The sequence below is a fragment of the Streptomyces sp. NPDC030021 genome (assembly GCF_055574035.1).
In genome coordinates, this window is the sequence record NZ_JBVIAH010000001.1 from 198,960 (window position 1) to 216,625 (window position 17,666).

Below are 17,666 nucleotides of genomic sequence, written 5' to 3' on the forward strand. Positions count from 1 at the left end.
AACGATCGAAGGGCCGCTTCGGATTGCTCCGAAGCGGCCCTGGCCCTTCGATCTACGACTCTCACACGTCGGGACGACAGGGCTCCTCGTCGCACGGTCCGCGCTCGGACCGCCCGCGCACGACGGGCGAGGCGGACCGCCGGGACCGCCACCCGCCGAACCGGTGCGTTCAGAAGTAGCACGTGATCCGCAGGTCCCGGAAGACGAACTCGTTGGCCGGTATCGGCATGTAGCGCGTCGGATCGGCCGCGTCCTCCTGGCGCCATCGCTTTCCGGAACACCGCAGGTGCACGGTCTCGTTCATCGAGTCGTTGCGCACCGTCCCGACGCACACCCAGTCGTGGGCATCGACGTCGTTGCGGGTGTACGCGGCGAAGTAGGCGCCGCGCCGTTCCAACCGTAGCCGGGCCGCGAGCACACGGCCGTCGCCGACGGGCGGCCCGTACTGGTTGGTGTCGTAGAGCGTGCCCAGGTTCCAGTTGATCCGGTAGCCGTCGTCCTCGTCGTGTTCGGCGCCGACGAACGGCGGTGCGCCGTGGGGGTCGTAGAAGGCGTCCTTGTCGCGGAAGGAGCGTGGGAACCGCGGCGAGCCGTCGTCGTTGTACGGCGGGTGGTGTGTGCCGGGGTCGGCGTTGACCGCCGCCATCTCGCACATGGTGGCCTGGGCCGCCACAGCTGAGTCGACCCGCACCTCGGCGGCGAAGTCGCCGCGCAGACCGTGGGTCACGCCGAAGCCGCCGCCGCTGTAGAACGGCCAGTCGCCGAGGGCGAACCAAGTGCGTTCCTCCAGCTCGGCGAGGCGGCGCTCGATCGGGTCGGCGGGCTGGGGCGGCTGGGGGTCGCCCGTGTACGGGGTGATGCGGATATGGATGCCGTCGTCCTGGAAGACGTGGCAATAGGGATTGGCCTTGGCGTAGCCGAGCGCGAAGCGGCGGGTGTCCACGTGGGTGCCTGCGAATGTCTCGTCGAGCCGGCGGGTGCCGGGACGGAGGGGTTCGGCGGTGTCGAAGGTGGACTCGGTACCGACGGCCCACGTATACGGCTGCGCGGCGGCGAGTGCGTGATCGTCGAGGCCCCGGTCGGCCCGAGGCAGGACCAGCACGCCGAGCCGCACACCTCCCGAGCGTTTGGCCTCGCCGAGTCGAAGGCCGAGGCCGGTGGGGCGACCGTCGGAGCCGATCAGATCGTCGAGGCCGGCGAGGACCAGGTCGAGAGCCCCGTCCTGAAGGGCTGTGTCGAGCAGGCCCGGGTCGGGGCCGGCGGCGAAGCCGTCCTTCGCGGGTCCGGCCAGCGCGGTGCCCACGTCGAGGTCGAGCGTGCGCACGTGGCGCAGCAGTTCGGGGTCGGACGCGGCGACGACGAGGCGTGCGGTGGCGGCGCGGCGGGTGAAGATCCCCATGACGGCGGCGACCGTGTCCGCGCCGCCGGTGCTCACCCGCACCACATAGGTGACGTCGTCGGGCAGAGCGTCGAGGAGGTCGTCGAGCGCTTCGACGCGCACGGGCGCGTGGCCTGGGGGCCGGTAGCGAAAGTGTGGGGAGCCGCGCGGCTTGAAGGTTGTGCCCAGGTCGAGCGCGCGGAGTCGGGTGAGCGTGAGTTCGCCGACGGAGGCCGTCGAGTCGGCTTGGCGGGTCAGCCCTCGATCGGAGCCGGGCACGACGTGTCCGTCGGCGGTCACGGCGACGTCGAAGGCGAGGACGTCGGCGCCTTGGACGTAGGCGGACGTCAGCGCGGTACGGGTGTGGGGCGGGGCGTGCAGGGCGTTGCCGCCGATTGCGGCGATCCTCATGGCGTCGTCAACTCCTCTTCGCTGAGCGGGCCGACGGCACACACCGCGTAACCCTGCGCGGGGAAGGGCGTGTTCTGCGCGAACACCTTGATCGTGTAGGTGCCGGGCGCCGGGTTGCCGATCCGGACGGCTTCGACCGTGTTGGCGCGGTCGAGCGGGAGACCGGTGAGTTGCGCCACGGCGCTGCGGTCGAAGCCGGGAACCTTGTTGTAGGTGTGCTCCTCGTTGCCGACGTGCATGGTGCCGTCGGGTGTGGTCACCGCCAGGTCGAGGTTGTTCTGCACGGCGCTGCCGGGGCGGTCGGTCCAGGCCAGGACGACGCGCAGGTCGTCGGTGTGGGGGCCGTCCGGCACGGTGAGGCGGTAGGTGCGACTGCCGTGTCGGGTGCCCTCCGGGTCGGCGAACGCTTCGAGGGCGTCGGGATCGAGGTCGGACAGGTCGGCCCACACGAGCCGGCGATCCGACGGCGCCTCGGGGGTGGGCAGGAGGGTGGTCAGGTCCAGCCGCCCGAAGCCCTGGTCGAAGTCGGGGTAGCCGAGGTCCTGTGCGGTGTGCGGCGTGCGCAGCGAGGGCAGGCGGCGTGTCGCGGCGATGAGGACGGCTTTCATGAGCGCGGCGGAGGGCGATGCGAGTCGGCGGACCTCGCGCAGGTATTGCCGGAGGACGGCGGCGGCACCGGCGACGACGGGAGCGGCCATGCTGGTGCCGCCTATGTACATGTAGTGCCCGTCGTGGTCGGGGCAGTCGCGCCAGGGCAGCCGCGGGTCCATCTGCGCGCTGCTGCTGCGGGCAGAGAGCACGAATGTGCCCGGGGCGAGCAGGTGCGGCACGACGCTGCCGTAGTCGCTGGGGCCTCGGCTGCTGATCGCGGCAGGAAGGTCGGGGTTGCCGCATACGTGCTCGCCGCCGGCCGGCGGCAGCGGGAACTGGGGCTGACGGAAGCGGTCCCAGGTCAGATCGGCGAGGCCGTCGTTGTCGCGGTCGGTGTCGCACGCGCCGACGGTGAGCACGTTCTTGGCGGTGGCGGGGGTTCCGCAGGTGTTGAACTCGTGGGTTCCCTTGGGGGCGACGCCGCTGTTGCCGGCCGCGACGATCACGAGCACGTCGGGATGCTCGGCGACGAACTTGTCCACGGCGAGCGAGTATTGGTCGTAGGTGCCCGACAGCGGGTTGCCCCAGCTCAGGTTGATGATGTGCGCTCCCGCGTCGACGGCACGGGTGAGCATCGGGCCCAGGCTGGGGCCTACGTGGAGTCGGTTGTCCTCGTCGAAGACGCGGAAGACGGCCAGCCGGGCGCCGGGGGCGACACCGGTGATCAGGCCACCGCTTGCCGCGCCGGAGCCGGCGATGATGCCGGCTACGTGGGTGCCGTGGCCGCACGTGTCGAACGCCTCGCCGCCGACCAGGGATTCGTTCACGGCGATGCGGTCGACGAGGTCGGGGTGGGTGCCGTCGACGCCGCTGTCGAACACGCCGACGATCTCGCCCGCCCCGGTCCAGGGCACCTGGGTAGCCGGCGCGGCATCGTCGGCTCGCGGTCCGATGCGGTCCACGCCGACGAGCCGGCGGGCATGGTCGGCATAGAGCAGAGGTGGCCGATAGGGGGTGACCCGACGGGTTTCGTCCCGGGCGGCAACGACGGCGAGCAGGTCGCGCCGCCGGTCGCCGGTCAGGTCGGTGCGAAAGCGCAGCATGACATCGTCGGCGGCGAGCACCTCGACGCCGGGGGTGGCCTGGAGAGCGGGGCGGAGCGTGGCGAGGTCGAGGGGATCGTGTACGAGGACGTCGAAGGTGTCGAGGTAGGGGTCCGGTGTGGCGATGCCCTCGGCGGCGAGCGATTCTGGACCGGCGGCACGGTGGGCGTCTCGATCGAGCGCTTCGTCGAGCGCGTGCGTGACCGAGTCGGCGAGGCCCCAGGGGCGCACCGCGATCACCCACGGCAGGTCGGCGACCAGGTCGCGTTGCCCGGGAGTGAGGCGGAGGCGGTAGGTTCCGGGCGGCTGGAATTCGGCGACGCGGGCATCGATCTCGGCGAAGGCGGCGCGGCGGGCCCGGTCCAGTGGTCCGCGCAGACGTACCAGGTAGGTGTTGTGGTCCGGCTCGCCCGACGGAACGGGAAGGGGCATTGCAGTCTCCGTGCCGACCGCGTCCTGTCTGCACGCGTCCACGGCGCGTTCGGTGAGGTCGGCCACGAACTCCGGCTCGGGCACGACTCGGTCGGTGGTGCCGGCCGCGCCAGCGCCACGCGGGGGCAGCATGCTCTGCGGGCCGTCACTGCCGGGTAGCTCGTCCGTCGCGGTGGTCTCGCTCCGGGCCGCGTGTTCGGCTGTGAGATCGGCGCGGACGTCGACGAGGCAGCCTGCCGCGCGAAGTCGGGCGATCCGCTCCCCGGAGGTCTCGGCGAGGATGACCCCCTGGTAGCGGTGCGTCCGGTCCCCCAGGATCGCCTCGATGCGCTCGGCCTCTTGACCGGTGTCGAAGTAGACGGCGATGCGGTACTGCCTGACGAGTGCTCCCTCGGGGTCGACTCTGCCGGACATCGTGGTCTCGCTTTCGGAGGGTGGTGGCGCTGGTGGGGCGTTTCGGCGTCAGTCCTCCCGGTCGTCGGTGTGTGCCCAGACCTCGGCGACGGGTGCGGCCCGTTCGGTGATGCCGTCGAGCAGCCGTAGTTGGGTGCGTTTCTCCGCCCCGACGGGCGCCGATCCGTCGGCGAGCAGGGCGGGGCCACCGCCCGGGAGCGGCGTGAGCACGTCGGCGTACGGGCACGGGCCGATGTCGAGCAGAGGGCAGAAGGAGCACGAGCCGCGGGGGCGCGTCAGGTGACCGATGCGTTCGTCGTGACTCAGCCGGCCGGAGCGGGCCTCGTGCAGCAGTTGTTCGACAAGCAGCGGCCGGGCCCGCGCGTAGTCGTCGGGGTGCCCGGTGGGATGCGGGGCGAACAGCACCCGGGCGTCGAGTTCCTCGCCGTCGTCGAGGGTGCCGTAACTGAGGCGGATCTCGGTCGCCATCAGCTGCGCCATGGGGGTGTCCGGGGCGGGTACGGGTGCCAGGCGGTCGCCGAGTTCGCCGGTGAACGCGTTGGCGGTGCTCTGTCCGAGCACGAGGATCACCGCCGGCAGCGACTGGAACATTTGGCGCAGCAGGTGGCGGCGGGTGCGGAAGCACTCACCGACGATCCCGACGCGCTGATCGTCGGTCATCGGCGGAAGGTCGGGGTCGTGCGGGTCGGGTCGGGTGGTCCACTTGGCCGAGGCGCAGGCGACCATGTTGCCGTACGACAGGTCCTCGCCGACGGCGAGCGTGCCCCGGTCGAGCCCCAGTTCCACGCCGAGGGCGTCCAGTAGTTGCTGGTAGACGAGGTACATGCGCTGTGGCTGCTCGCGGACCGTGATCTCGCGGCGGCCCTGCGCGTCCTCGGGAACGATGAGCGGGACCCCGGCCAGGGGATCGTCGTCGGGTCCGCCGCCGAAGGCGCGATACGCGTCGTCGGGCAGCTCGGGCTTGAACACCCCTCGGTGGCGGAAGTAGTGCGCGTATTGGCGCACGGAGTCGAAGTCGGGGGTGAGCGAGCCGTGGCTGTCGGGCCACCAGCCCGGGAGGTTGGGGTTGATGCCGACGGCAAGGATCGGGGCCTTGCGGCAACCGGACAACGGTTCCGGCAGAGGGGTCATCCGGCCGGTGTAGTGCGAAGGCCGCACGATTGAGGCGTCCGGCGGCGGCTCGTCGGCGTCGTAGTCGTACGCGTGGTACGTACCCCACGAGCGGAAGTAGGCGCACGGATGGGCTCCAGGTCCGGCGTACTGCGAGGTGCGCAACGCATTGCACGGCATGAGCTCGAACAGCAGCTCGACCTCGATGGGGAGCCGGGTGACGGCCGGCGGGTCAGGCATCGTCGATGGCCGCGTCGGAGAGTCCCGCGAGCAGGCCCCACGTGGTGAGCGCACCGCAGACGCTGGTCCAGTAGCCGTACGCCTCGTAGTAGGCCACCGCCCACATGGTCTGCGGCTTGAGGAGGAATTCGGTGGAAAGTTCGCCGTTGATCTGGGGGTCGGACATGTTGCGGACCACCACCCAGTCGGGCACGTGATCCGAGCCCGCGTCGGTGAGGTCGGCGCAGGCCAGACCGAGCGCCGCGTCGCCCATCTCGACGGCCGAACCCTCGTGTTCCAGGCCGTTCGTGGACGTGCCGAACTCGAAGTAGTCGGTGGTCAGAATCGGGTGGAACTCGGGCATGTCCCGCGCGCCCTGTTCGATGCGGATGGTCGGGTCGTTGTCGGGCGGCTTGAGCAGCGGCCCGGCGAAGGGGAAGCGGGTGGACGGTGGGCCGAGCGGTGGTTCGGTGAGCCGGTCGGCGAAGCCGCGCATCAGCTTTTGGGCGTCGTCGATCCGGCCGAGCGGGAGGGTCCAGTCGCACCGGAATGTGCGGCCGTTGAAGTCCTCGTTGCGAAACTCCTTTTGGCAGCGGAACTTCGCCGCGCGCGTGACCACAACGTCGCCCAGGGGGAAGTCGCCGAAGACGCTGCCCGAGGTGCCGATGGTGGCGATCACTCGCGGCCGGACCTCCTCGATGATCTGCTCGAAGAAGTCCCGGACGGGCAGGGTGGCGGTGCCTACGCCGGTCTTGAGACCGTCCTGGTTGAGGTGGAGTTCGGACTTCACGCACAGCACGTCCAGGTCGCCGAGCTTGACGGGGAAGTACGAGCCCAGGCGTGGCGGGCGGGCGGCCAGCGAGGGCGCTCCACCTCTGATCAGCGGCCGGTAGTGCTCCTCGAAGCGGCGGGTGTACCGATACCAGCGCAGCCGTCCGAAGCCTGGGGTGAACACGTCGGCGAGGGCGTTTTGTTCGGCGACGGTCCAGGTGATCACGACGACGTCTGCCCGAGGCAGCGCGGCGTCGGGGGACGGTTCGATGTCGAAGGGCTGTGGGATGGGTGCGAGCCCGTCGGGGAAGACGATCCCGAGGTCGGCGGCGAGGACGGGGCCTTCCGGCGCCGCGGCCAGATCAGGCGACAGTTCGAGGTCGGCCGGGGTGATCCCGGCGGACAGCAGGGCGCGGGCGATGTCGACCCGCTCGTCGAGGGTGTTCATGGTGCTGCCTTTCGAATTATTCCCGGTCGGCCCGGTGCCGGTGTGTCGGTTCCTCGTCGTGGGCGTGCGCCTCAGTCGGGGTCCGGGAGTTGCTCGCACACCCGGTAGGCGTTGGCGAGAAGGGTCAGGGTGGGGTTCGAGGCGCCGGCGGTCGGCATGAACGCGCAGTCGAGGACATAGAGTCCGGAGACGGTGTGCGACTGGCAGTTCTCGTCGAGCACCGAGGCGTCGGGATCGGTGCCGGCGCGCAGCGTGCCCTGTACGTGTCCGTAGCCGGGGTTCTCCGCGCCGGGAACGTCGTAGCCGCGCAACTCGCCGCCCGCGTCCCCCATCACCCGCACCACGCGATCGATTGCGTAGCGGGCCGCGGCCAGGTCGTAGGCATGGTGCCGGTACCAGATTCGGGCGGCGGGCATGCCCCACGGGTCGGTGACGTCGGGGTCAAGTTCGACCCGGTTGTCGTACAGGGAGAGCGCCTCGCCGGTGAAGGAGAAGGAGACGCCGCCCTGGTGACGCAGCTCGTCGAGGTAGGTGTACAGGTCGTCACCCCACAAACCGCCGCGGCCGGGCCCGAGCGCGGCGCCCTTGACGAGCCGGACCGGCGGCACGCACGTATAGGGGTCGTACACGGAAAACTTCCCGGCCTTGGTGACCGGGGTGGCGGGGTCGTCGACCACGTACAGGTCGCGCAATTGCAGGGAGCCGATCGCGGTGGAGGGCTGCTGAGCGCCGTTGCCGGTCCACACGGGCTGGAGCGGCAGGGTGACTTCGGCGCTTCCGTGGGTGTGATAGGTCAGATAGTGGCCGATCATCCGGTTGGGGTCGGGCACCTGCGACACGAGGAACAACCGCGCCGACTCGATGGTCTGAATGGACACGAGCACTTGGGATGCGCCCAGGAACCGTTCGGGTCCGCCGGGCTCGGTGCGATACATCACGCCGCGCACCCGCCCGTCCTCGTGCACGAGCCGGGTCACGCAGTGTCCAGTCAACAGGTCGCACCGGCCGGTGGCCAAGGCGCGCTGGAGCACCGTGTTCAGCGCCGAGGCCCTTGAGTTGAGACCGCAGCCGAAGAACTGGTTGAAGCCGCAGAACGAGCAGGCCGGACGGCCGTCGTTCACCCGGGAGTTGATCGCCCGGGGGCCGAGGTAGGGCCGCATTCCGGCGCGGCCGAACGCCTCGGTCAGGAACGGCACTGCCGCGTGCGGGCGCAGCGGCGGCATCGCATAGTCGTATCCGACCCGTATCGGTTCCTGAGCCGGGGACTGTCGAGCCCGTCCGGCGACGCCCCATTCGTACTCGGCCCGCTCGAACCACGGCTCGAACTCGCGATAGGTCCACGGCCAGTCCACCATGTCCGCTTCGGGCGGCACGTCGCGCAGGTGGTCGAGGACGCGGAAGTCCTCCTCGGTGTAGCGGGGCACGTTGGCGTCCCACACGTTCGTCGCGCCGCCGACCATGTTGACGTTCCACCAGCGCTCGACCCGGGTGGGCCGGTCCTGGTCGGGGCCGGCCATGTAGATGTTGGGGTCGGTGTCGCGGTGCGGGATGAGCGCCTTGTGCGTGTGGAAGTGGAGTTCGTCGTAGGGAAGGAAGTCGTCGGCGACCGGGAGCGGGCCCTTCTCCAGCACGGCGACGCGGCGTCCTCGCGCCGTGAGCACGCGGGCCGCGGTGCCGCCGCCCGCGCCGGCGCCCACGACGATCGCGTCATATTCGCCGGTTGCGGTGGTCGTGGCGGTCATGAGTCCTCCCCGGGCCGGTCGGCGGTCGCGGTGGTGGGGCGGGTGAAGGGTTCAGCCGGCGTGAGGTAGCCGTACCAGCGCCAGATCACCGCTTCGCGGTTGCCGCCCCAGCGCGGGTCGCCGAAGCAGCCCTCGATGCAGTGGGCCCGCAGCAGGGCGAACGCGGCCGGCTGGGCAAGGGCGGCCGCGGGCCAGTCGGGCAGGGTCCCCGCCGCCAGGTCGCGCAGCAGCGCGGTGGCCTCGGCGCGGTCGAGTTCGGCGACGCCGAGTCCGCCGTGCGCCTGTTGCGCGGCGGTGTCGAGAGCGGCGAGCAGCACCGGGTAGGCCAGGCGCCACGCCGGAATCTCGGGATGCGTCTCGGGGCCCATGACCAGGAGTCGGTCGACGTATTCGGCGGCGTCGGCGTCGGTCGCGCCGGGCCGTCGGGGTCCGCCGGGCAGGATCGCGTCGAAGAGCACCTCCACGGCGCGCCGCTGGCCCTTGTCGAAACAGCCGGTGTCGGGCGGTCGAAGGAGCCACATGGTCAGGCCTTTCCGGTGATGCTGGTCGCCCCGTCCGCGCTGTCCACGTCGACCGTGCCGCGCGCGGGGTCCGCGTCGTCTGCGATATCCGCGTTGTCGAGGGCCTCCTCCATCGCGCCGACGATCGCCGCGTAGGGTCCGTTGTCCGGCGGGCCGGTGTGATGGACGATGGAGAGCACGGTCGCGTCGTCCGCATCGGTGAGATGGCGGCCCAGTTCCGGATACAACTCGTCGTTCTCGCGTACCGCATGCGGCCGGAAGAGCAGTACGAAGCCCTCCGTGCAGCGGCGGAAGTCGGAGATCGCGTAGGACACGTCGCGGGGGTCGCCGTTCTGGATCCGTCGCCAGGCGACGCGGATCGCCTCCCAATAGGCGCGGGCCTGGTCGTGCTGGTCGAACATCCAGCGGGCACGGTCGGGTGGCATGCCGCGTGCGACGGCGAGCGGCACGATCGCTTCTTCGGCCTTCAGGTGCGCCTGGTCCGCGAAGTCGGTGAGCGTGTACGCGAACATCCCCATCGCGGTGCGCACCCCCGGCGGGATGTCCGGTGCCTGGTGCACCGAGTCGAGCGCTTGCACGATGCGGCTGCCACACGCGAGGACGCGTTCGCCGAGCAGGTGCTCCTGTTCGAGGAGCTCCTCGAAGGCACGGCCGCTGTCGCGGACCGATTCCCCCTGCCGGGTGATCACCGCGGGCTGGAACTCCTTGCCGGGCGGCGACGGCTTGAGCACGCCTCGCATGCCGGCCGCCTGGGCGGCGAGGACTTCGATGAGGTTCTCCCCGACGAACAGGCACCGCTCGATCGGTACGCGCATCTGATCGGCCGCGAAGTGGTAGATGGCGGGATCGGGCTTGTCCAGCTTGGCCTCGTGGTTGATCACGATGCCGTCCGGGTCCAGGACGTCGGCGAGGTGGACGACGCTGCCGTTGTTCTCGGCGACGACGGCCTCGGCGATCATGCGATGTCCCTGCTCGGCGCTGACCTCCGCGGGCAGGTTGGTGATCACGCCGACACGCAGCCCCACCAGATCCCGCATGGCGTCGAGCAGCTTCTTGGTGCTGGGTCGATACAGCACGAGATGACCGGGCCGGTCGACGTCGCCGAGGGTGTCGCGCAGGTCGAAGAAGACCACGTCGCAGTCGACGGTGGTGGCGGGCATGGGGCGTCCCTTCCATGGATGTGTACGAGCGAGACGGACGCGACGTCGTGGGGCGCGCCGGGCCGCGTGTCGGCGAGGGTGGGGCGCACCAGGTCTTCCCAGGCGTCCTGCTGCGCTCCTGCTCCGCGGCGCCGGGCGGTCGTGCCACACCGGCAGACCAACCGGTGGGTTACACAACATCGTGGGAACCCTGATCTCCGTACGTGATCGTCCGGCGATGAGCACCGATCGACACGAGGGCGCCCGGATGCCCTGAGGCCACGGCGCCTCGATGCCTCGTCGATCCGGGACGGTCGGCGGCCCGAGTACCACCTCGTCGAGCACACCCGACGCCCACCACCGCACGAGGCTCAGACGCAGATGCGGGTGGCCGTACCTTGAGGCGCCGCAGCCGGGGGTGGAGGCGTCCGGAAAGCGACGCAAGATGGCCGGTGGCGGGGGTCGCGCACCGGGGTGAGCGGGATCGGTTCTCGGGTTCCCATCCGGGCCTCCTGCCCGCGTGTCCCCCGATGGGCGATCTGCTCAAATTCTACCCAACTAGGCCATATCGGGCTATCGCTGCGCGCCTAGCGCTGTGGCCGGAAAGGTTTGCCGGGTTGCGGCGTCCGGTGCGGTGCATCGCAAGGCGGAGGGCCGCGGCTCGTACTGGACGTACTTGCGCGGTCCGACAACGCAGCGAGGTGCCGTGCCGGGCGTCGCAACCCGGTGAACCTTGCCGGTCACAGCACTAGCCGCCGCGGAGGCAACAGCAGGGCCCCGGTGAGCCCGTGCATGGTGACCGCTTCGCGGCAATCCCTGGGTGATGCGAACCTGGCGTGCACTACTCGGCGTTCAGTTCGCGGCCTAAGTGCTCCAGGATCGGATGAACCCGTCGGGTTCATGAGCTTCCGGCTGCTGTCCGCGCTTCTCAGCCACACCGGACTGACCTGGTTTGCCGACGCAGGCGTCCCCCTGCATGTCCTCCGCAAGATCGCCGGACACGGCTCGCTGACCACCACTCAGCGCTACCTGCACCCCGACGCCGGCCAGATCACCCCAACTGGTCCCCAAAAACGATCAAAGGGCCGTTTCAGATTACTCTGAAACGGCCCCTGACCTGCGACTCTTTCGAGTCGGGACGACAGGATTTGAACCTGCGACCCCTTGACCCCCAGTCAAGTGCGCTACCAAGCTGCGCCACGTCCCGATGCGCGCTGACCTGGGGTTTCCCCTGGTTGAACGCGCAGGAGAACGATACCGCACTTCGCGGGGTGGTTGCGCGCACCTTTTCCGTCTCCGGGTCCGCCTGGCCCTGCCGCCGCCTTCAGCCCGTGTCCACGGTCAGCTCCGGATGCGCGGCGATCAGGCGCTTGGGGGCCGCCTGGAGCCAGGAATCGGTCAGGATGGAGCGCAGCTCGGCCGTGTCGCGCACGGCCGCGAGCCGGACCCGGATCCAGGCGTAGTTGTCGTCGTGGCCCGCCCGCAGGAAGAACTTCTCGGGCTCCGCCGCGATCAGCCCGGCCCGGTCCTCCTTGGGGCACTTCACCCCGATCGAGGTGTCGTCGTCGGCGAGCGAGACGAAGATCTTCCCGCCCACCCGGAAGGTCGGCATGCCCCAGGCGGGCTTCTCGCTGCTGTCCGGAAGCGACAGCGCGATCAGGCGGACGTCCTGCGCGGTCGTGGCCATCCCCGAGACTCCTCTCCAGCACCGGTGAACCCTGTCCGACGACGGTAGCCCCCGCCACCGACCGTCCCGCTCACCCCCGCCGGTCCTCCCGCTCGTGCACCAGCGCCACCAGTTCCGCCGCGAGCGTCTTCACGGTGGCGAGTCCCTCCGTCCCCCACCGCCGGGGCACCACGTCCACCGCGCACACCGTGCCCAGGACGATGCCCCGCCGGTCCGTCAGCGGCGCGCCCATGTACGACCGCACCCCGCTCTCGTCCACCACCGCATTGCCCGCGAAGCGCGCGAAGTCCCGTACGTCCTCCAGCACCAGCGCCCGCCGCCGCACCACCACGTGCGGGCAGTAGCCGTGGTCGCGGGCCAGCACCCGCGCCGGGTACCCGCTCGCCGGGGCCTCGGCGGCGTGGTGCAGCCCGGCGAAGAACTGCCGTTCCTCGCCGATGAAGTTGACCCCCGCGTACGGTGCGCCGAGCACGTCGGCCACGCGCCGCGCGAAGGCGTCCAGTTCTGCGTCCGTACGCTCCCCCAGGCCCAGCTCGCGCAGCCGGACGGTGCGTGCGGGTGCCTCCCGGTCCACCGGGGTGAGCAGCAGGTGTCCGGTCGATTCGTAGTACGTCATGGCGGTTCCCCCGACTCCGAAGACGAAGAGCTGGCTGTGGACGTGCAGAGCAGGTGGCGGACGAGGGCGGCCAGCGCCCCCGTCCCGGAGCTCGCGAGGCGCGCGTCGCACCGTACGACGGGCACCTCGGGCCCGATCCCCACCGCCTCGCGGACCTCTTCGGGCCCGTAGCGGTGACCGCCGTCGAACTCGTTGACGGCGACGATGAAGGCGATCCCGCGCCGCTCGAAGAAATCCACGGCGGGGAAGCAGTCGGCCAGGCGGCGGGTGTCGGCGAGCACCACCGCCCCGAGCGCGCCCGCGCACAGCTCCTCCCAGAGGAACCAGAAGCGGTGCTGGCCCGGGGTGCCGAAGAGGTAGAGCACGTGGCGCTCGTCCAGGGTGATCCGGCCGAAGTCGAGCGCGACGGTCGTCGTGGTCTTCTCCTCGACGCCGTGGAGCGGGTCGGAGCCCGCGCCGAGTCCGCTGAGGAGTTCCTCCGTGCTCAGCGGTTCGATCTCGCTGACCGCACCCACGAAGGTGGTCTTGCCCGCCCCGAACCCGCCCGCGACCAGGATCTTCAAGGTCGCGGGCGGGGCTCCGGCTTCCGGGGCCGGGGCGGGTGCGGGGGCGTCACAGTCGTTTACGCAGGCCATCGAGCACCGCCAGGAGCAGGGACCGGTCGTCGGCGGCGAACGAGCGCCCGCCCGGGAACCGCGGCGCCTGCGCCATGACGGCCCCGTGTTCCATCAGGTCGGACAGCAGCACCTTCACCACGACGGCGGGCAGCCGCAGCTGCCCGGCCACCTCGGCGACGGTGACGGTGGTGGCGCCCGCGCACATCCGCAGTGCGAGCGTGTGCTCCGTCCCGAGCGGGACGTGCGGCCGCACCCCGGTCGCGCTCACCAGCGAGAGCAGGTCGAGCGTGAAGCCCGGCCTGGTCCGCCCCCCGCTGGCGGTGTACGGGCGCATCACACGGCCCGCCGAGTCGTCGAGCCATGGTGTGTCCCGCCCCTTCGCGTACGCCCCCGTCCCGCGGGCCCTCATCGCTCCACGTCGGCGACGGGCCGCCGCGGCGGGGCCGCGAGGTACGGACGTACGCTCTTGACCAGCATCGCCATCTCGTAACCGAGCACTCCGGCGTCGGCCTCCCGGTCGGCGAGGACGGCCAGGCAGGTACCGGATCCAGCCGCGGACACAAAGACGAGCGCGCTGTCGAGTTCGACCACGACCTGCCGTACCTCGGCGCCGTCCGCGAAGCGGGAGCCCGCACTGCGGCCCAGGGAGTACAGCCCGGAGGCGAGGGCCGCCAGGTGGTCGGCGCTGTCGGCGTCCAGCCCGTGCACGCAGGTCACGAGCCCGTCGGCGGTGAGGATCACGGCGCTTCGCGCGTGCGGCACGCGCTGCACCAGGCCGCTGAGCAGCCAGTCGAGGTCGGAGAGCCGGCCGCCGGTCTTCGTCGCCACTTCGCCGCCCATGGGGGTGCGCTCCTTGCTGATGAGGTGAGGGGTCGGGGTCATGCCTGGTTTTCCGACTGGGCCAGGCCGAAGCCCCGTTGGAAGGCGGCCATCAGGCCCGGGTCGTGCACCGGCTGCTCGGGGTCCGCGGCCCGCCGGGGGGCGGGGGCCTCGCGCAGCTGGGGCGCGAGGTGCTCCTGGGCACGGCGCCGGGGCAGCCGTGGCCGGTCGCCCGTGGCGGGCGCGCCGGGTACGGGATCGGCCGCCGGCGCCGTTTCGGGCGCGGGCGCCGACCAGGCCACCGCTCCGGCCGGCGAACCCGGCGCGGGCCCGACCCGGGGATCGGTCGCGGGCGCCGACCAGGCCACGGCACCCGGCGCGTCCGGTGCCCCGGACCGGGGCGAGGGCAGGGGTGCGGGACGGGGCTGGGGCCGGGGCTCCGTCCGGGGCCGGGGCACGGGCTGGGGCGCGGGTTCCGACGGGGTCGCGGCTCCCGGACCCGGCCGGGTGCCGGTGCCCGCCACGGGCACGGGGGCGGACGGGGAGGCGGGTGCGGGTCCGGGTGCGGGGGCGGACGGGGAGGCGGGTCCGGGTGCGGGTCCGGGTGCGGGTCCGGGAGCGGATCCGGGAGCGGGTCCGGGAGCGGGTCCGGGTCCGGGTCCGGGTGCGGGAGCCGGTGCGGGGTGCGGCTCGGGGTCGTGCGGGGCTGCGGCGCCCGGGCCGCCGGAGGCCTGCCAGGCCTCCGGCAGGGGCGTCGGCAGGGGCATCCGCACCGGCTCCAGCGGCGGCATCGCCGACCCTTGACCGGTCCCCCACGAGGTGGCCCGCGAACCGCCCGCCGCGTCGGCCGCGGTGGGCGCCTCCGCGCCCAGCAGCTCCTGCGGCAGCACCAGCACGGCGAGCACACCGCCGTAGATGTTGGACTTGAGCTCGACGGCGATCCCGTGCCGACGGGCCAGCGCCGACACCACGAACAGGCCGATCCGGCCGTCCGCCAGCAGGTGCCGGACGCTGATCTGGTCGGGGTCGCCGAGCAGGGCGTTCATCCGGTGCTGCTCCTCGGCCGGCATGCCGAGTCCCCGGTCCTCCACCTCGACCGCGATCCCGGCGGTGACCCGTTCGGCGCGCAGCACCACATCGGTGTCGGGGGCGGAGAAGACCGTGGCGTTCTCGACGAGTTCGGCCAGCAGGTGCACCACGTCCGCGACGGCGTGCCCGCGGACGCTGCCGCCGGCCGGGGGCACGACCTTGACCCGGGTGTACTGCTCGACCTCCGCGACCGAGGAGCGGAGCACCTCGCTCAGGTCGATGGGCCTGGTCCACTGGCGGCGGGACGCGGCGCCGCCCAGGACGGCGAGGTTCTCGGCGTGCCGGCGGATGCGGGTGGCGAGGTGGTCGACGTGGAAGAGCTCCTTGAGCAGGTCCGGGTCCTCGACCGTGTCCTCCAGATCGTCCAGCAGCGAGATCTCGCGGTGCACGAGGGACTGGAGCCGGCGCGCGAGGTTGACGAAGACCTCGACCTTGCGCTCGCTGTCGGTCGGGGCGGCCGGTCCGGCCAGCCGCAGGAGGGTCGTGTGCGCCTCTTCGCGGGCGCCCCGCAGCTCCTGCGAGAGCAGCCAGAACTCGTCCACCCCGGCCGGATCCCCGCCGGACAGCGGCGAGCTCGGCCCACCGCGCACCGGGCGGGGCGCGGTCTCGCCCCGTTCCAGCCGGTCGGCGGCCGTGCGCAGCTCGCCCCGGCCGCGCACGCTGGAGCGGCGCAGCGCCTCGCACCGGTCCCGTACGGCCTTGGCGGCGCGCTGGGCGCCGAGCAGGGCCGCGGCGAGGGCGCCGACCACGAGGAGGGCGCAACCGGTGAGCACCGGCCACAGCCGGGCGTCGCGGTCGCCGGCTCCCCCGCCGAGCTGGAGGGTGAAGATCACCGCGGCCGCGCCGCTGAGCCCGGCGGCGAGTGTGGGCAGTACGGCGGCGCGCACCAGCTGAGGGCGTATCTGCCGGCCGGGACCGGTGACGGCGTGTCTCGACGGGGCATGGCGGGCGGCGCGGAGTCCGGACATCTGCGTCCTCGGTACGTGGGGCCCGGCCCCCAGCGTTCCCGGGGCCCGGTGTTGATCACCGAATACCCACGCTAGACCCCATCGCAGCACCCCGGAGCGCCAGTTGGCGAACTTCGCCGGGGTGCTTCCCGCTCCCGGTGGAGCGCTCGCACAGCAGCCCGAATGCGCCGGTCGGGCCCTGTGGCCCGCCCCGGCGGCGCCCCACGGCGGCCGGGCGCACCGGCCGGCCGTCGGCGCCACCACGGCTCGCGCGGGGCTCCGTACGTCCCCCGGGGGCCTTTCGCGGGCTGTCGGCCGCCCGGATCTGCCGGAACGGCCCCTTCCTGCCCCGGTGCCGTGCGTTACGAGCCGACGGACTCCGGCTTCCCCTGGCCGTCGGCGGCCGCCGACGCCACCCGGGCAGCTGTCGCCGCCGCTCCGCCCGCCCCGAGCGGCGGCACGGACGAGCGGCCGTCGACAGGGCCGCCCGCCGCCTTTCCGCCGACGAAGGGCCGCCACCACGGTGCGGTGGGTGCGTCCGCCGAGCCGGGCTCGAAGGGCTGTCCCGGGATGGGGAGCGCGATGGCGGCGTCCGCGTTCTTCGATGCGGTCAGCGTGCCTTCGCCCGGCTCGTCCCACGGGTGCAGGGCCAGGTTGAAGGTGCCCCAGTGGATCGGCAGCATCGTCCCGTGAGGGGTGCCGCCTTGCAGGTCGAGGTGGGCACGCATGCCCTCCTCGGGCGTCATGTGGATGTCGGGCCAGTACTCCGAGTAGGCACCGATCTGGATCATGGTGGCGTCGAAGGGCCCGTGCTCGGCGCCGATCTCCCCGAAGCCCGGGAAGTAGCCGGTGTCACCGCTGTGGTAGATCCGGTGCTCGTCGCCCGCGACGACCCAGGACGCCCACAGGGTGTGCTGCTGGTTGCGCAGGCCGCGGCCGCAGAAGTGCCGGGCGGGGGTGGCCGTGAGCGAGAGACCGGCGATCTTGGTGCTCTCGTTCCAGTCCAGCTCCCGCAGCCGGTCGGCCGGTACGCCCCAGCGCTCCAGGTGTGCGCCGACGCCCAGCGGGACGGCGAAGACCGTGTCCGTACCGGCCAGCGCCTTGATCGTCGGCAGGTCGAGGTGGTCGTAGTGGTCGTGCGAGATGACCACGACGTCGACCGTGCCCAGCGAGGCCAGCGGGACCGGTACCGGGTGCAGCCGCTTGGGACCGGCGAAGGGGAAGGGGGAGCACCGCTCGCCCCACACCGGATCGAACAGCACGCGGCGCCCGTCGATCTCCGCGAGCACGCTGGAGTGCCCCATCCAGGTCAGCCGCAGGCCGCTCACGGGCGGCTTCGCCAGGTCCGCGAGGGTCGTCGGGTGGACCGGGATCGGCGCGGCGGGGCTGCGCCGCACCCGCTGCTCCCGGTGGAAGTAGATCTTGGCGAACTCGGCCATCGACCCCGAGGGCCTGTTCCGGGCCCCGACCGGGTTCTGGAAGACGCCGTCGGCGAAGTTCGGCGAGCGCTGGATCCGCTCCAGCCGGGCACCGGACGGGTCCGCACCGAAGGCTTCGGGCCGCAGGGCACGCAGCCGCGGACGCAGGGGACGGGAGCCGGTCAAAGCGCCTC

Annotated in this window: 14 protein-coding genes, 1 tRNA gene and 1 pseudogene; 1 reads left to right on the forward strand and 15 read right to left on the reverse strand. The window is 72.0% G+C overall.

What is annotated here, in order from left to right:
• Positions 1-169: 169 nt before the first annotated feature.
• From ACZ4YL_RS00825 to ACZ4YL_RS00855, 7 genes are all read right to left on the reverse strand, one after another.
• The gene (locus ACZ4YL_RS00825) at positions 170-1,789 is read right to left on the reverse strand and encodes a glycerophosphodiester phosphodiesterase family protein (RefSeq protein ID WP_468113089.1); all 1,620 of its coding nucleotides are present in this window, start codon (positions 1,787-1,789) and stop codon (positions 170-172) included.
• Positions 1,786-4,329 (reverse strand): S8 family serine peptidase, encoded by a 2,544-nt coding sequence (locus ACZ4YL_RS00830; protein ID WP_468113090.1) that lies wholly within the window; start codon positions 4,327-4,329, stop codon positions 1,786-1,788. Before ACZ4YL_RS00830 ends, ACZ4YL_RS00825 begins: the two co-directional genes overlap by 4 nt.
• 48 nt (positions 4,330-4,377) lie before the next feature.
• Positions 4,378-5,679, reverse strand: a complete 1,302-nt coding sequence (locus tag ACZ4YL_RS00835; protein ID WP_468113091.1) for a hypothetical protein — start codon at positions 5,677-5,679, stop codon at positions 4,378-4,380.
• Complete coding sequence (locus ACZ4YL_RS00840) at positions 5,672-6,877, reverse strand: hypothetical protein (RefSeq protein ID WP_468113092.1); 1,206 nt, start codon at positions 6,875-6,877, stop codon at positions 5,672-5,674. Before ACZ4YL_RS00840 ends, ACZ4YL_RS00835 begins: the two co-directional genes overlap by 8 nt.
• Before the next feature lie 71 nt (positions 6,878-6,948).
• Positions 6,949-8,619 carry a GMC oxidoreductase gene (locus ACZ4YL_RS00845; RefSeq protein WP_468113093.1) on the reverse strand — a complete coding sequence of 557 codons (1,671 nt, stop codon included), beginning with the start codon at positions 8,617-8,619 and terminating at the stop codon, positions 6,949-6,951.
• Entirely contained in the window at positions 8,616-9,140 is a 525-nt protein-coding gene (locus ACZ4YL_RS00850; RefSeq protein ID WP_468113094.1) for a gluconate 2-dehydrogenase subunit 3 family protein, read from the reverse strand. Before ACZ4YL_RS00850 ends, ACZ4YL_RS00845 begins: the two co-directional genes overlap by 4 nt.
• Before the next feature lie 2 nt (positions 9,141-9,142).
• Positions 9,143-10,300, reverse strand: a complete 1,158-nt coding sequence (locus tag ACZ4YL_RS00855; protein WP_468113095.1) for an HAD family hydrolase — start codon at positions 10,298-10,300, stop codon at positions 9,143-9,145.
• Between the two features lie 906 nt (positions 10,301-11,206).
• On the opposite strand from ACZ4YL_RS00855, the pseudogene ACZ4YL_RS00860 reads away from it, so the two are divergent.
• Positions 11,207-11,344: pseudogene (locus ACZ4YL_RS00860) on the forward strand (tyrosine-type recombinase/integrase); the annotation flags it as partial.
• Positions 11,345-11,412: 68 nt separating this feature from the next.
• Here the strand turns inward: ACZ4YL_RS00860 and ACZ4YL_RS00865 are convergent.
• The 8 genes from ACZ4YL_RS00865 to ACZ4YL_RS00900 all read right to left on the reverse strand — a co-directional run bounded on the left by ACZ4YL_RS00865 (position 11,413) and on the right by ACZ4YL_RS00900 (position 17,658).
• Positions 11,413-11,486: transfer RNA gene (locus ACZ4YL_RS00865), tRNA-Pro, on the reverse strand.
• 117 nt (positions 11,487-11,603) lie between these two features.
• Positions 11,604-11,966 (reverse strand): MmcQ/YjbR family DNA-binding protein, encoded by a 363-nt coding sequence (locus tag ACZ4YL_RS00870; protein WP_468113096.1) that lies wholly within the window; start codon positions 11,964-11,966, stop codon positions 11,604-11,606.
• A gap of 70 nt (positions 11,967-12,036) precedes the next feature.
• A complete protein-coding gene (locus tag ACZ4YL_RS00875) occupies positions 12,037-12,582 on the reverse strand; it encodes a GAF domain-containing protein (RefSeq protein ID WP_468113097.1) in 546 nt (181 codons plus the stop codon).
• Positions 12,579-13,217: a GTP-binding protein gene (locus ACZ4YL_RS00880; protein ID WP_468113098.1), complete on the reverse strand. Its 639-nt coding sequence runs from the start codon at positions 13,215-13,217 to the stop codon at positions 12,579-12,581. The genes ACZ4YL_RS00875 and ACZ4YL_RS00880 overlap by 4 nt, the downstream gene beginning before the upstream one ends.
• Entirely contained in the window at positions 13,195-13,608 is a 414-nt protein-coding gene (locus ACZ4YL_RS00885; protein WP_468113099.1) for a DUF742 domain-containing protein, read from the reverse strand. Before ACZ4YL_RS00885 ends, ACZ4YL_RS00880 begins: the two co-directional genes overlap by 23 nt.
• Positions 13,605-14,039, reverse strand: a complete 435-nt coding sequence (locus ACZ4YL_RS00890; RefSeq protein ID WP_468113462.1) for a roadblock/LC7 domain-containing protein — start codon at positions 14,037-14,039, stop codon at positions 13,605-13,607. Before ACZ4YL_RS00890 ends, ACZ4YL_RS00885 begins: the two co-directional genes overlap by 4 nt.
• Before the next feature lie 38 nt (positions 14,040-14,077).
• On the reverse strand, positions 14,078-16,075 hold the full coding sequence (locus ACZ4YL_RS00895) for a sensor histidine kinase (RefSeq protein ID WP_468113100.1): 1,998 nt from the start codon (positions 16,073-16,075) through the stop codon (positions 14,078-14,080).
• Positions 16,076-16,416: 341 nt separating this feature from the next.
• Positions 16,417-17,658, reverse strand: a complete 1,242-nt coding sequence (locus ACZ4YL_RS00900; protein WP_468113101.1) for an MBL fold metallo-hydrolase — start codon at positions 17,656-17,658, stop codon at positions 16,417-16,419.
• Positions 17,659-17,666: the final 8 nt, after the last annotated feature.

Excerpts from the sequence above, each read along its gene's own strand:
- ACZ4YL_RS00880 (WP_468113098.1), bottom strand. The coding sequence starts at position 13,217 with ATGGCCTGCGTAAACGACTGTGACGCCCCCGCACCCGCCCCGGCCCCG.
- ACZ4YL_RS00890 (WP_468113462.1), bottom strand. The coding sequence starts at position 14,039 with ATGGGCGGCGAAGTGGCGACGAAGACCGGCGGCCGGCTCTCCGACCTC.
- ACZ4YL_RS00830 (WP_468113090.1), bottom strand. The coding sequence starts at position 4,329 with ATGTCCGGCAGAGTCGACCCCGAGGGAGCACTCGTCAGGCAGTACCGC.
- ACZ4YL_RS00895 (WP_468113100.1), bottom strand. The coding sequence starts at position 16,075 with ATGTCCGGACTCCGCGCCGCCCGCCATGCCCCGTCGAGACACGCCGTC.
- ACZ4YL_RS00825 (WP_468113089.1), bottom strand. The coding sequence starts at position 1,789 with ATGAGGATCGCCGCAATCGGCGGCAACGCCCTGCACGCCCCGCCCCAC.
- ACZ4YL_RS00855 (WP_468113095.1), bottom strand. The coding sequence starts at position 10,300 with ATGCCCGCCACCACCGTCGACTGCGACGTGGTCTTCTTCGACCTGCGC.
- ACZ4YL_RS00840 (WP_468113092.1), bottom strand. The coding sequence starts at position 6,877 with ATGAACACCCTCGACGAGCGGGTCGACATCGCCCGCGCCCTGCTGTCC.
- ACZ4YL_RS00850 (WP_468113094.1), bottom strand. The coding sequence starts at position 9,140 with ATGTGGCTCCTTCGACCGCCCGACACCGGCTGTTTCGACAAGGGCCAG.
- ACZ4YL_RS00870 (WP_468113096.1), bottom strand. The coding sequence starts at position 11,966 with ATGGCCACGACCGCGCAGGACGTCCGCCTGATCGCGCTGTCGCTTCCG.
- ACZ4YL_RS00875 (WP_468113097.1), bottom strand. The coding sequence starts at position 12,582 with ATGACGTACTACGAATCGACCGGACACCTGCTGCTCACCCCGGTGGAC.
- ACZ4YL_RS00835 (WP_468113091.1), bottom strand. The coding sequence starts at position 5,679 with ATGCCTGACCCGCCGGCCGTCACCCGGCTCCCCATCGAGGTCGAGCTG.
- ACZ4YL_RS00845 (WP_468113093.1), bottom strand. The coding sequence starts at position 8,619 with ATGACCGCCACGACCACCGCAACCGGCGAATATGACGCGATCGTCGTG.
- ACZ4YL_RS00885 (WP_468113099.1), bottom strand. The coding sequence starts at position 13,608 with ATGAGGGCCCGCGGGACGGGGGCGTACGCGAAGGGGCGGGACACACCA.